This is a genomic window from Vibrio sp. 1078-1, assembly GCF_033340475.1.
This window is the reverse complement of the sequence record NZ_JAWOWM010000004.1, coordinates 135,702-149,642: the sequence shown is the minus strand read 5'-3', so window position 1 is coordinate 149,642 and position 13,941 is coordinate 135,702. Positions and strand designations below refer to the sequence as shown.

The 13,941-nt window shown below is 45.0% G+C and carries 12 protein-coding genes; 9 read left to right on the top strand and 3 right to left on the bottom strand.

The annotated features are described in order from the left end of the window. Positions 1-2 precede the first annotated feature (2 nt). Genes R7190_RS10520 through R7190_RS10510 form a run of 3 tightly spaced genes read right to left on the bottom strand, consistent with a single transcriptional unit; the run spans position 3 to position 3,937 of the window. A complete protein-coding gene (locus tag R7190_RS10520) occupies positions 3-1,829 on the bottom strand; it encodes an extracellular solute-binding protein (RefSeq protein WP_258487257.1) in 1,827 nt (608 codons plus the stop codon). Positions 1,830-1,866: 37 nt separating this feature from the next. Further along, the gene (locus tag R7190_RS10515; RefSeq protein WP_005379369.1) at positions 1,867-2,910 is read right to left on the bottom strand and encodes an ABC transporter permease; all 1,044 of its coding nucleotides are present in this window, start codon (positions 2,908-2,910) and stop codon (positions 1,867-1,869) included. A 1-nt stretch (position 2,911) separates the two neighbouring features. Beyond that, positions 2,912-3,937, bottom strand: coding sequence for an ABC transporter permease subunit (locus tag R7190_RS10510; RefSeq protein WP_005384771.1), 1,026 nt, complete (start codon positions 3,935-3,937; stop codon positions 2,912-2,914). 820 nt (positions 3,938-4,757) lie between these two features. Between R7190_RS10510 and R7190_RS10505 the strand changes: the two genes are divergently transcribed. From R7190_RS10505 to rpoZ, 9 genes are all read left to right on the top strand, one after another. Continuing rightward, complete coding sequence (locus R7190_RS10505; protein ID WP_017634998.1) at positions 4,758-7,358, top strand: TonB-dependent receptor plug domain-containing protein; 2,601 nt, start codon at positions 4,758-4,760, stop codon at positions 7,356-7,358. A gap of 64 nt (positions 7,359-7,422) precedes the next feature. Beyond that, complete coding sequence (locus R7190_RS10500) at positions 7,423-8,187, top strand: DUF3450 domain-containing protein (RefSeq protein WP_005379365.1); 765 nt, start codon at positions 7,423-7,425, stop codon at positions 8,185-8,187. Between the two features lie 3 nt (positions 8,188-8,190). Then, on the top strand, positions 8,191-9,552 hold the full coding sequence (locus R7190_RS10495) for a MotA/TolQ/ExbB proton channel family protein (protein ID WP_017634999.1): 1,362 nt from the start codon (positions 8,191-8,193) through the stop codon (positions 9,550-9,552). A gap of 9 nt (positions 9,553-9,561) precedes the next feature. Further along, the gene (locus R7190_RS10490) at positions 9,562-10,089 is read left to right on the top strand and encodes a MotA/TolQ/ExbB proton channel family protein (protein WP_005379363.1); all 528 of its coding nucleotides are present in this window, start codon (positions 9,562-9,564) and stop codon (positions 10,087-10,089) included. A 25-nt stretch (positions 10,090-10,114) separates the two neighbouring features. Continuing rightward, positions 10,115-10,522 carry an ExbD/TolR family protein gene (locus tag R7190_RS10485; RefSeq protein WP_005379359.1) on the top strand — a complete coding sequence of 136 codons (408 nt, stop codon included), beginning with the start codon at positions 10,115-10,117 and terminating at the stop codon, positions 10,520-10,522. 4 nt (positions 10,523-10,526) lie between these two features. Further along, on the top strand, positions 10,527-11,159 hold the full coding sequence (locus R7190_RS10480) for an energy transducer TonB (protein ID WP_005379353.1): 633 nt from the start codon (positions 10,527-10,529) through the stop codon (positions 11,157-11,159). Positions 11,160-11,168: 9 nt separating this feature from the next. Next, complete coding sequence (locus R7190_RS10475) at positions 11,169-12,392, top strand: tetratricopeptide repeat protein (RefSeq protein ID WP_064376868.1); 1,224 nt, start codon at positions 11,169-11,171, stop codon at positions 12,390-12,392. Positions 12,393-12,840: 448 nt separating this feature from the next. Continuing rightward, complete coding sequence (gmk, locus tag R7190_RS10470) at positions 12,841-13,464, top strand: guanylate kinase (RefSeq protein ID WP_005379347.1); 624 nt, start codon at positions 12,841-12,843, stop codon at positions 13,462-13,464. 180 nt (positions 13,465-13,644) lie between these two features. Continuing rightward, a complete protein-coding gene (gene rpoZ, locus R7190_RS10465) occupies positions 13,645-13,917 on the top strand; it encodes a DNA-directed RNA polymerase subunit omega (protein ID WP_005379346.1) in 273 nt (90 codons plus the stop codon). Positions 13,918-13,941: the final 24 nt, after the last annotated feature.

Below are 13,941 nucleotides of genomic sequence, written 5' to 3'. Positions count from 1 at the left end.
CCTTACAGCTTATAAGAGTCATCTACGACAACGACAGGTTCAAAAGCTTTGTCTGACTTCATCGCTTGTTTCGTTTCTTTTTTGATATCACTATCAATCCAGTAAGTGCCATCGCCTATGATTGCACCACTGAACAGCGCCTCTGTCATGCGATTCATTGGCTTATCTGGAAACTTTAACCAGCGCCAGTGACCATAGCGGACATAAGGAACCATGTAGCCTGGGACGATAACGTGAGCATCAATGATGTCACGCTGAATCTCATGACCTAGCTGGATCTTTTTATCCATATCCATGCCAAAACGATACTCGATGATCTTTTCATCCAGTTCAGGCGTGCTGTAGTTTGTGAAAGAGTTAGTTTGCGGCTTGTTCGCATTGACTGAATGGAAGTACTCCCAATACGTTGGGATCTCAGACGTACCCATATCTAAGAAAGCCAAATCGTGCTTTTTCTCACGTACGTATTTGAACATAGATGAGCCATCAACTAACTTGAGCTCAATATCCAGCCCTGCTAGCTTGGCTTGCTCACGCAAAAATGCAATACGAGGAGTATGAACAGGTGTTCCGTAGGTCAGCTCGAAGCTTAAGCGCTCACCTTTATCATTGACACGAATACCATCAGAACCAATTTTGTTAAAGCCTGCGGCTTCGAATGCCTCGGCCGCTTTTGCGGGATCAAACTTCGGTGCCTTAGCATCTGGTAGGGTGTATTTACCATGACCATAACCGGTCGGGTTCGGTTTACGGGAGTAGTCGCCACGCATGACATTCTCTATCATGCCATCAAAGTCAATCGCGTAAGTAATGCCCTTGCGAATGTTTAAATCATCCAGCAAAGGCATCGCGGTGTTCATCCATACACCACCAGCCCCAACTGGAAATTGGTTGTAACCCCAGAACTTGTGAATGTATCCCTTTTGGTAAGGTTCCGTATTCGATTTATCATGCCATAAGCTTGGTAAAACAAGACCAAATGCATCCAGCTTCCCTTTCTCAAAGTGCTTCATCGCGATATCACTGTCGCGAATCACTGTGATGCGGATTTTGTCGACATTATAGCGATGTTGATAATACTTATTGCTGTAACCCCACCAGTCTTCACCGACATGTTTGAAGGTCACACTTTTACCTTTTTTAATGTCATCTAGGTAGTATGCACTGGTCGTTGGTTCACTTTTAAAATTGTAGTAGCGGACAAAGTTGTCATGTATACCGTCACCATTTTCATCTTTTGAAGGGTTAGCATAAAAATGTGCGGGACGTGGGCGCAGAGCCCCCATTCGTAACAGCAATTCTTCCGGATTGAACTCTTTCGCCGCCTTAACAGCAAACGTGTGAGTGTCGTACTTGATAACATCCGCAATCGTTTTGTTGTAGTAATCGTTGTACCAAGGTTCCAAGATATCTTTGGAACGATAAAACTTCAGCATGAACACGAAATCGTCGGCAGTCACAGGTTTGCCGTCCGACCATTTGGCTTCAGGGTTGAGTTTGAAATAGACCGTTTTGTTGTCACCTGCTAACGCCCACTCGTTAGCAAGCTCAGGGATGAACTCTAAAGTATCTGGGTGGCGGACCACCAAGCCTGGTGTTTCATCTAAGATAAAAGAACGTAGCCCTGCATTAGCGTCTGGACCAACACTACGTAACGTCTGTGGGAAACTTGACATAAAGGTGCGATAAGTCCCTCCACGTTTCGCTTCTGGCGAACCATATTGAGGCTCATCCCAGTTTGTTTGCCAGTTTAAGTCAGTCGGAAGCGTTGCTGACATTGCACCAAAACTCAGGGCGCTCAGCGTGGACGCTAAAAATAATTTCTTCATAAAACTTCCCTTTTTATGTTTTGCTCACAATGCTCGCTTAAACATAGCGTGTGAATTTTTTCGGGTCGAAAGCCGCTCGAATGGCTTCACCAATAAAGGTCACCATTACCAGAACCAGAACAATAGAAGTCACTACTGACGCAACAATCCATGGCGAATCTAAGTTTGACTTACCTTGTTGCAGTAGTTCACCCCAACTTGGCGTTGGTGGCATCAAGCCTAATCCTAGGTAATCGAGAGCAGTCAGTGCTGTGATGTTAGCTGCAATAGTGAAAGGCGCTAGGGTTACAATCATCACCATCGTATTTGGCAAGATGTGATTAAACAAGATACGTCCGGTCGATGCCCCTAAAGCACGAGCCGCCATTACATATTCTCGTGCCGCTTCTTTATAGGTCATGGTCCGCATGTACCATGTCATCCCCATCCAAGTGAAAAGCACGTTAATAGCGACAAAGAGAGCGAACGTCGGCTGAACGATTGAGACAAGAATCATAATGACGTACAAAAACGGGACCATTGACCAGATTTCGATAAGTCGCTGTACAAACAAGTCAAATTTACCGCCCCAAAAACCCATAGCACAACCGACTGCAGTACCGATCGCGTAGGAAATGGCCATCGTAAGCAACGCAAATCCCATCGCCGTTCTGAATCCGTAGACGAGTCGCGCCAAAATATCGCGACCTATCACATCTGTACCTAAATAATGCTTATTTTCGGCACTAGGCGCTGTTGGCGGGAAATCACCACTAAAATCTTGTTCGTATGGGTTCCACGGCACAAGCGGCAAAATAACAAAGTTGTCGCCCCCTTCAGCCTCAAACGCTTTTTGCAGTACACGATAATCGGCTTCACTGGATGACTCTTGGCCGAATTCGCTACCTAAACGTACGTCACTGACAACAGGAAAATAGTAGCTACCATCGTACTTGACGACTAGCGCTTTACTGTTGATCAAAAGTTCGGCGAATAGAGAAAGGATCAACATGATAGAAAGAGCAACAAACGACCAATAGCCTCGTTTGATCTCTTTAAAGTGACGAATTTTCTTTTGAGTTAATGGACTAACTTTAATCATGTTACGCTCCAAACTTCACACGTGGGTCGACTAAAGCAACACAAATATCTGAAATGATGTTACCAATGAGCAGTAACAACGCATTAATGGCGACAATACCCATAACAACAGGGTAATCACGCTCCATGATTGATTCGTAACCCAATAAGCCAATGCCATCAATATTGAAGATAACTTCAATCAGGAAGGCACCGGTCATGAAGAACAACAAAGAGTTACCAAAGTGACTCGCGATCGGAATTAAGCTGTTACGCAACGCGTGCTTACGAACTGCTTTTTTGAAAGGTAATCCTTTCGCAATTGCGGTGCGGATGTAATCTGAGGAAAGGTTTTCCATCAGGTTATTTTTCATTGTCATCGTCAGCGTGGCAAAATCACCAATGAGGTAACAGATCAAAGGCAACACCGCATGCCACATAATGTCTTTAGCGCGTTCAAAGAAGGTTTCGTAATCGTCGAAGTCATCGCCGACAAAGCCTCCCATCGGAAACCATTCCAAGTGATAACTAAATAACGTGATCAGCAATACACCCACCACATAACCTGGTAGCGCGTAGCCTACGAAAATGAGTACTGAAGAGGCGGAATCAAACACAGAACCGTGCTTGAGCGCCTTATAGTAACCAAGAGGAATCGAGATAAAATAACTAATAAAGAAGGTCATGCCGCCATAAAACAACGACACTGGCAAACGCTCTGCGATCATGTCCGAGACAGGCTCGTAGTAACGCGTCGACTCGCCAAGATCTAGCATTACCAAACGACTTAACCATTCGACGTACGCTTCCGTTACTGGTTTATCCAGGCCATAAAACGCATTCAGCTCCGCGATTTGATCGTCAGAAAGGGCCGTATTACCACCCGCAGACGTCATTGATGCGGCGCCGTCCCCCTGGGACTGCATTTGTGACAACATGCGTTCAACAGGTCCGCCAGGCACGAAACGAGTGATAGCAAAGATGAGAATAGTTATCCCGAGAAACGTTGGGATAACCAACGCCAAACGGCGTAAAAAGTACGACAGCATATACAACTTGCTCCTTGTCTACTGTCCAGTTCAAACGGAGTGAAAGAGGATATTTTCCGCCCAAAATGGTGCATATTTATCTCGTAGTAACTAAAACTGTTGAAGCACACTCCCTGCGCCTCAAGAGCTAGACTTTTCTACTACTGCAATAATTTCAGCGTCATATTTATCTTGAATCCACATCAGCTTCAAGTGTTTGAAACCAAAACATGACAAACTTCCTTCGATGTCGAAAAACAGAAATGTTTTTGTAAAAAATTATAAAAAACCACAAAAATAATTCATACAGAATATCAATCTAGGCTGTTTAGAGCCAAAACCCTACATAAAAATGCACCCTACACACATAAATAGACACATAATCCAAGGTTATATTTGACCTAAAAATACGAGTGAGCCCTTTAACAGCAATGGGTATCATATTTTGATACCACCTAATAAGTTCGAGCTAACAAAGTATGGATTCGATATAAAACTCATCTCAGAACAATTCACTGGAAAAATATCTTTTTCCAGATTCAATTACCCACTAAAAAACCATAGGCAAGATAAGTCATTAAAGTTTATAAGAAACACAAAATACGGTGTTTTATTGAAATTTAATCTCGATGCATAAACCTTATTCGGTTTTTTATTCCGCCTTTTAAACAAAGCCTGGTTATTTACATCTTTTTTACATTTAAGCATCCCCGTTTACCACTGGTTTGACTTCCTTTTTTCATCTCGGTTATACATTGGCCGAACGTTAACGAAATATTAACGTCACATTTGGCCGCTATGCGGCCAGACATAGGAAATAATAATAATCGGAGCAACAAGGATGTATAAAAACACAACCGCTTTATCTGTTGCGATAAGCCTTGCTTTGGGGACAGCAGCAGTTGCAGCCCCAGCAACAGCACTGGCAGAAGAGCAGCAAGTTGAAAAACTTCAAAAGATGAAAGTTACTGGTTCGCGTATCTCCACGACGGATATGGAAGGTCCTTCACCAGTTACTGTTATTAATAGTAAAGACATTGAGTCTAAAGGCTTTAACAGCGCGCAAGACGTATTGAACAGTTTGACCCAAAACACAGGTGGTGTAATGGCTCAAACAGACTCTTTCTCGTTTACACCAGCAGCGCAGTCAGTCAACTTACGTGGCCTTGGCGCGTCACGCACATTGATTCTTATTGATGGCCGTCGTCTTCCTCAATACCCGCTAGCACAAGATGGTACATCTAACTTCCAAGATATCGGCCAAATCCCTGTCGCCGCTATTGAGCGTGTTGAAGTAATGACCGACTCAGGTTCTGCTATCTACGGCTCCGACGCAATCGGTGGTGTCGTAAACTTCATTTTAAAGAAAGACTTTGATGGCGTTTCTGTAAAAGTACGCGCGGGTGACGCGACGGATGGTGGTTACCAAAATGGTCGTTTAGACGTTGTAGCTGGCAAAAACTTTGACGACAAACGTATTCTCTTCGTTGGCCAATTTGCGGGCAACGAAATGCTAAAGCAATCTGACCGAGATGATTGGGCTGGCGATGACGGTTCTAGCCGTTCTCAGCTAAGTGGCTACTCTAGCTACGGTGCAAACTTTGAAGGCGCCAACGGAACACTTCTAACACCAGCTGATGCTGGTTCTTCCTGTAAAGAAGTCGTTGGTGATGCCGCGATTGAACGAGCGGATGGAAAGTGTGGTGTTAACCGCTCTGCATACCGAACATTAAAACCAGAAAACAAACAAGTAGACCTACTTTTACGTGGTGAAATGGACATTAACGACAATGTCACTGCCATGGCAGAAGCCCGTTTTGGCTACAAGTCTACAGAATCTGAATTCGAACCTAACCCTTACAGCGTTGAAGTTGATGCCACTCACTTCCGCGGCGAAGGCGAATACACTCGCCGTATGGTCGAATTTGGACCACGCGAAAGTAACACTGAAGCCGATTCTTTTGGCTTAACCTTAGGCTTGAACGGCCTGCTTGCTGATACGTATGATTGGGACCTATCCGCTGGTTACTCTGAGCAAAGCGTTGAAACAAGCAACCCAGCAATCTTCCTAACTCTCGACCAAGCTGTACAAAATGGTGATGTCGATCTTCTAGGGCCTATCTCTCAAGACGTTGTAGACAAATACAGCGGCACTTCAAGCAAAGAAGCTTACTCAAAGCTTTACTCTGTTAACGGCTCACTGGCTGGTGATTTGGTTGAACTTCCTGCAGGTATGTCTGGCTTTGCTGTTTATGGTGAATGGAACCGTACTGACTACAATGAGACGATTGATGCGACAACAGCAGCTGGTGGTTTCTCTGGTCTAGGTGGAACATCAGGCGGCGGTGACCGTGATCAGATTGGTCTTGGTGTTGAAGCTCTTATTCCTATCATTGAAGATTTAGAAATGACTGTCGCTGGTCGTTACGACCACTACTTCGACGACTCGGCAACTGGCGGCGCATTCACTCCTAAAGTAGCCCTAGCATACCGTCCTACTGACACCCTATTGCTACGTGGTAGCTACGGTCTAGGCTTCCGAGCTCCAGACTTGAAGCGACTATTTGGTGATCAAACTCGAGGCTTTGGTTCTGGTTTTGACCCTGTGCTTTGTGCCAACGCTGGTGGTAGCGGCCCACAAGATAAAGACAAGTACCCAGAGTGTGATACTCAGTACTTCGATACGCTTAATGGCCCTAACTCTGAGCTGAAAGAAGAAACAAGTACAAACATTAACTTGGGCCTAGCGTGGGAGCCTGTGGATGATCTTGGTGTAACTGTTGACTGGTACCACATCAAGATGGAAGACGTCGTAACAGCACCAACTTACCAAGACGTAATTAACGATCCAGGTAAATACCCGGGTACTGAAGTCGTTCGTAACCCAGATGGCACCATCAAGTCGGTATCCTATGGTCCAGTGAACCAGTCGTATGAAGAGCGTTCTGGTATTGACCTAGCGATCAAATACGCATACGACACTAATGAGTTCGGTTCATTTAACACGCGTGTTGCTGTAACGAAGATCTTGATTGCTGAATATCAAGAAAACGACAGCGAGCCTGTAACGGATGAAAGAGATTTCATGCCTGAATACACCGCAACGTTAAATCTTGGCTGGGCATATGAAGATGTCGCTATCAACCTATTTGGTAAATACCGCGACCGTATGTGTTCAAGCTACGCAAACCGTTACTACTTTGATGACTGTGATTCTGCTAAAAAAGCGGGTTACAAAGCAGAAATCGCTAGTATGACAACGTGGAACCTAACGGCTTCTTACCAATTCAACGAGAGTGGTCGTGTAACTCTTGGTGCTATCAACATGTTTGACAAAGTACCGCCTGCAGATCCTCTAAGCGATACCTCTCCATTCTATGCAACTGGGTATGACGATCCAATCGGACGTCAGCTATACGTCGAGGCATCATACGACTTCTAAAAATATTTGGCGCGGGTTTTCCGCGCCCTTTTCGACTGACTAAAACACTGACAAGGATGCAACCATGAAATTCAAGGAATTTGGTCTCAGTGCCATAGCTGCAGCATTGCTTACTATCAGTAGTAGCTCTATAGCGGCCAACTCTGGTGCTGTCGTTTCCACACAAGCAAAAGCAAATCAATCTTCAGAAGCTTCGCAACAAAAAATCGACAATTATGCCGAAAGTACTGAAGGCATGTTGGCAGAATACAAAGGCTTACTACGTCAAATCGACAGCATGAAAGTCTACAACGAGCAAATTAACCGTATGGTTCAATCACAGCAAGGTGAATTGGACTCATTAAATAACCAAATTGCTCAGATCGATCAAACGGCAACAGAAGTAGTGCCACTAACACTTAAAATGATCGATGCACTCGATGAGTTTGTGACTCTCGATCTACCTTTCCAGAAAAAAGAACGTAATAAACGTGTCCAAGAACTGCGTCGTCTCATGGATCGCGCCGACGTAACGACTTCTGAGAAATTCCGTAAAGTGATGGAAGCCTACCAAATTGAAGAAGGTTTCTCTCGCTCAATTGAATCTTACAAAGCTAGCCTAGATAGAAATGGGGAAACCGTGACTTACGACTTCCTACGTATTGGTCGCACGGCGCTTTTATTCCAATCTCCAGACGGTGGTGAGACAGGTATGTGGAACCAACAAACACGTCAATGGGAAACATTACCGGAAAGCTACCGCATAGCGGTACAGCAAGGCCTTCGTATCGCGAAGAAGCAAGCGCCACCAGCGCTAATCAAATTGCCTGTATATGCTGGGGAGGAATAAGAGATGAAAGGATTCAAAACTCTAGCCGCTGGTCTACTAGCGAGCTTATTTATGGCTTCAGGCGTACAAGCAGAAACGCCTAAAAACCTATCTGAACTACTCAAAAACGTAAAATCAGAAAGCATCGTTGAGTCAAAAGAGAACAAAGCCCGTGAAGCTGAGTTCAAGAACAACCGAGATAAGCAAGCAGCATTATTGCAACAGGCTCGTGAAGAGCTAGCTTCACAGCAAGCACTGGGCGATCAACTTAAAGCGACATTTGATGAAAACGATAAGCAGCTGACTGAACTAACAGAAACCTTACGTGTTCGCTCTGGTACTTTGGGCGAAATGTTTGGTGTGGTCCGCCAATATGCGGGCGAGTTTAAAGGCTTATTTGCAGCCTCTCAAAACGCAGTTCAGTTCCCAGAGCGTGACGCTCTACTAACGAAACTGGCTGAAAGTAAAGAACTGCCATCAACACAAGAGCTAGAAGCATTCTGGCATACCATTCTTCAACAAGTGGTTGCCTCAGGCGAGACAGCAACAACCCAAGCAACGGTTGTTTATGGCGAAGGTAAAGAAGCGGTTCGCGATGTTACTCTTGTCGGTGAATTTAACGCGATTGCCGATGGTAAGTACGTTACTTATGTACCTCAAACAGGTAAGTTCGAAGAACTCTCTCGACAGCCTCGCACCAATATTACACGTCATGTTGCGGGCTTTGAGTCAGCGTCAAACAGCTATGAGCCACTGTTTATTGACCCATCCCGTGGTGTAATTCTGTCTCTACTTGTACAAAGCCCTACCGTTCAAGAACGTATTGATCAAGGTGGCATTGTAGGTTACGTCATCCTTGGTATGGGTGCAGTTGGCGCTATCATTGCTCTAGTTTGCTTCCTACGCCTTCAAGTGATTGGCGGTAAAATGCGTAAGCAAGCGAAATCAGAAACTGTGATTCCTGGTAACCCATTGGGTGAAGTTATCCAGGCTTACCAAGAGCACAAAGGTGACAACCTTGAAGATCTGGAAGCGAAGCTGGACGAAATCATTCTACGTAACGCTCCAAGCATTGAACGCTTTATCAGTTCAATCAAGCTATTTGCTTCTGTAGCACCTCTACTTGGTCTACTGGGTACGGTAATGGGTATGATCGGCACATTCCAAGCCATTACTCTGTTCGGTACTGGCGATCCTAAACTGATGGCTGGCGGTATTTCTGAAGCTCTTGTTACAACCATGCTAGGTCTGGTTGTCGCAATTCCATTGCTGTTCCTTTACACCATCGTACACAGTAAAGGTCGTCGTTTGGTTCAAACTCTTGAAGAACAGAGTGCAGGCTTCATCGCTCGCTATCAGGAAAAACTACATAAAGCCGAAAGCTAAGGAGGCGTTATGTGGTGGTTAGTTGGAGAACTTGAATCAATTAGGCGCTTCTTGGGAATGGGTGGCGATGTACTCGTCGCCATCTTCATCCTCAGCTTTATGCTGTGGGCAGTATTGTTAGAACGTTGGTTCTATTTTGCTGCCGTCGCTCCAAAAGCCATGAAAAAAGCCGTTGGCTCATGGCAGGGGCGCTCAGAGCACCAGAGCTGGAACGCTAAGATGATCCGACAAGAAATTGTTTCTCGTCAGGACATTGAGAATAAAAAGGGCCTGCCAATCGTGAAAGTATTGATTGCGCTTTGTCCCTTACTGGGTTTGCTCGGCACCGTTGTTGGCATGATCCAAGTATTCGACATCTTAGCGGTAACAGGAACAGGAAGCCCTCGAGCAATGGCCTCGGGGATCTCAAAGGCAACAATCCCAACTTTAGCCGGGATGGTGGCTTCTCTATCAGGACTGTTCTTTAGTTCACGTCTTGATCATTTAGCCAAAGTCACAACGCAAAAGCTGGAAGATAAGCTAAAGCATATTGCCTGAGTAAATGGAATTAGAGGTATAGGTCATGAAAAGACGCTATAGCAGTGATAGCAGTGATGAAACCGCTATCGATATGACACCGATGCTCGACATCGTATTCATCATGTTGATCTTCTTTATCGTAACAACATCGTTCGTAAAAGAAGCTGGTCTAGAAGTAAACCGCCCGACGGCAAGCTCTGCGCAAACCGTGAAAAAAGGTAACATCATGGTCGCAGTTGGTGCGGCGGGTGATGTTTGGGTTGATAAACGCCGCATCGAAGTGGACGCGGTTCGCGCGAATATTGAACGTCTTCGTGCAGAAAGCCCTGATGGCGCAGTTGTTATCCAAGCCGACACAGAAGCAAATGCTGGCGTAGTCGTGAAGGTTATGGACCAGATCAAAATGGCAGGTGTAGAAAGCATCTCCATTGCCGCAACCAATAAGGATTAAGCTTATGCGGTATCTGGCCTCAATTGCACTGGCGCTCATTGTCTCCCTCGGGTTGTTCTGGGGGATGGACAAGCTAGTAAACAAAGAGCGCCACGAGTTAGTGTCGAATGATGACCTGCGTATGGTCGAGTTTATTCGCATTAAACCAGACGAAAAAATACAGGAGAAAAAACGCGAACTTCCAAAGCCACCACCGCCTAAGCGTCCGCCGCCGCCGCCAGAAATGAAAGTGACAGCGACAGTAAAACCGGTGATGGAGCAGACCCCAATGGATATGCCAAAGCTTGACCTACCCGTAAATGTTACAGGTGGTTCGGTGCTTGGACATTATAGCCAGGGTGGAGGTGCGCAACTCGCGGGTAGCGGAGGTCCAACACCTCTAGCGACATTCCAACCTCAAATGCCTAGGAAAGCTGCGAAAGCAGGAATAGAAAAAGGGGTCGTCTTATTAGAGTTTACTGTCAACGCACGTGGTGCCGTAGAGGACATCAAAGTTCTTAAAGAGCAACCACGACGCTTAGGCCTCGGTCGAGCGGCAAGAAAAACAGTCTCTAAATGGACATTTAAACCAAAATTGGTTGACGGGAAACCTGTTAGCTCGCGCCTATCGCAAGAAATAGAGTTCTCAACCAATTAAGGAGTCACGATGAAAAGTTTATGGAAAAGCAAAGTGGCTTCTTTAATTCTCTTCGTAGGAGTGGCAATGGCCGCTCCTACGATGGCAAAAGAAGCTCCTCAGTTATCAGATCGGACATTTCGAACCGTTAACAAAGTGCAAGAGTTGATCGCAACTGAAAAATATTCAGCAGCGAAAGAAAAACTAGCAAGCGCTTTAGAAAGCACAAGTTCGAAAAAATACGACCGAGCAGTTTTACTTCAGCAGACTGGCTTTTTGTATTCGCTACAAGACAATTATGTGCAAGCAGCAAAATACTTTGCCGAAGCATTACAGCTCGACGCACTTCCCGTTCCTGTTGCTCAACAAGTTCGCTACAGCTTGGCTCAGCTTTACCTAGCTGAAGAAAAGTATACGTTGTCTGTAAAAACGATGAAGGAATGGTTCAAGGTTGCAGAAACAACCAAAGAGAAGCCTCAAGCTCATGCTTATATCACGTTAGCGAGCGCTTATGTTCAGTTGGAAGATTACAAAAATGCAATCCCGCCAACCAAAAAAGCCATCGCGATGAGCAAGAGCCCAAGTGAGTCTTGGTACTTAATTCTCGTTGCATCTCACTACGAGTTAGGCCAGCTGAAAAGCGTTGCCAGTGTACTCAAAACTCTGACTTCAAAGTACCCTCAGAAAAAGCGTTACTGGATGCAACTTTCTGGTGTCTACATGGAGCTAGGTCAAGAACGCAACTCTCTAGCCACCCTAGAAATGGTTTACAAAATGGGGAAACTAGAAGGAGAGAAGGAATATTTACGCTTTGTAAACTTCTTGGCTTATCAAGGTATTCCATATAAAGCAGCCAAAACTCTTGACAAGGAAATGGCAGCTGGAAACATTGAAAAGACGAAGGAAAACTATGACCGCCTAGCCAGTTTCTGGCAGCAAGCTAAAGAGCTAGATAAATCAATTCTCGCTTATAAAAAGTCATATAACCTCGCTCCTTCTGCTAAAACGCAAATTCAGATTGCTCGCTTAATGATACAAGACAAGCAGTATTCTGAAGCAACTCGTTTTGTAGAAAGCGCGGCATCCAGTGCCTCTAAAGAGCAAAAGGCAGAACTTGAATACATTCGCGGGATGGCCTATTTCGAGCTTAAGCAACCACAAAAGGCCTTGCAGGCGATGAAAGGCGCTGCTCAATCGCCAAAATTCAGGTCAACCGTTAGCCCTTGGATAAATTTCCTAGAGTCTCAAGGATAATTCGAAGATTAAGTGTGAGTCAGTCGCACGCCTGGGGAAGTGAAAGCTTCCCCTTTTTTCCGTTTTATCTTTATTAACCCCTATTTTTAACCAGAGTCACTCACGCAAGCCAAATCGGGACTCTAAACCTAAAATCAGCACACTAAACGGTTGTAGAAATGGTTTTAATAACAGAGTGCGCGGATGGTAAGTCCTGTATCACGCTCCTTCTTCGCTGTTTAGGAACACTCTGGCGTAAGTAACTATTTCATCTGAGACGATCACAGACAGAAAGATCAACTGGTAACAAAATAGAGATCATGATACTCTTCGCCTCCATTTTTCTGGCGGGATTATCACCAATATCCACCCCTTTGGTGGTTGATTTCTCAATGCCAGTGCTATCGTTATAAGAATGTCGAACTTTCCTTCGGCACTCAATCAATCCAATCAAAAGTGGAACAGTACAATGGGCAAAGGTACTCTCTATATCGTATCTGCACCTAGCGGCGCAGGTAAATCTAGCTTGATCTCAGCGATGTTGGAACGCAACCCAACCTACGCAATGAAAGTGTCTGTGTCTCACACCACGCGCAACATGCGACCTGGTGAAGAAAATGGTGTCCACTACCATTTTGTAGCGAAAGATGAGTTTGAAGCCCTGATCGCTAAAGGTGACTTCCTAGAATACGCAGAAGTGTTTGGTAATTATTACGGCACATCTCGTGTATGGATTGAAGAAACACTAAATAAAGGTATCGACGTTTTTCTAGATATCGACTGGCAAGGCGCACGCCAAATCCGTGAACAAATGCCAGAAGCCAAAAGCATCTTCATCCTGCCACCATCAAACGGTGAGTTAGAGCGTCGCTTGAACACTCGTGGTCAAGATAGCGATGAAGTGATCGCAAAGCGTATGGCTGAAGCCAAGTCGGAAATCTCTCATTACAACGAGTACGACTACGTGATCGTAAACGACGATTTTGATACCGCTTTGATGGATTTTAAAGCTATCTTGCGTGCTGAAAGATTGAAGGAAGAAAAGCAAGCTGCTAAATATAAAGGTATGCTTGACGCGTTGTTAGCAGAGTAACTTCAAAAAGTCACGCTGTAAAACATAAAGAATTTCCCGTTTTTTGCCCAGTGCGAAAAACACAATAAACTACCTGAGAAAGTCCACAAACGGTGGCTTGTCTAATTGCTAGTAAATAAAGTAGTTAGGTTGTATACTTTCTCGTCATTCTAAAATTTTAGTTAACTATTTGGAGTCCTCATGGCACGCGTAACTGTTCAAGACGCTGTTGAAAAAGTTGGCAACCGTTTCGACCTAGTACTGATTGCGGCTCGCCGCGCTCGTCAAATGCAAACTGGCGGTAAAGATGCACTAGTGCCAGAAGAGAACGATAAGCCAACGGTTATCGCTCTACGCGAAATCGAAGAAGGTTTAATTACTAAAGAAGTTCTAGACGCTCGTGAACGTCAAGAACAGCAAGAGCAAGAAGCGGCAGAGCTAGCGGCAGTAAGCAGCATCGCTCACAACCGTTAATTCTGACTTTAGAATTCAACAACC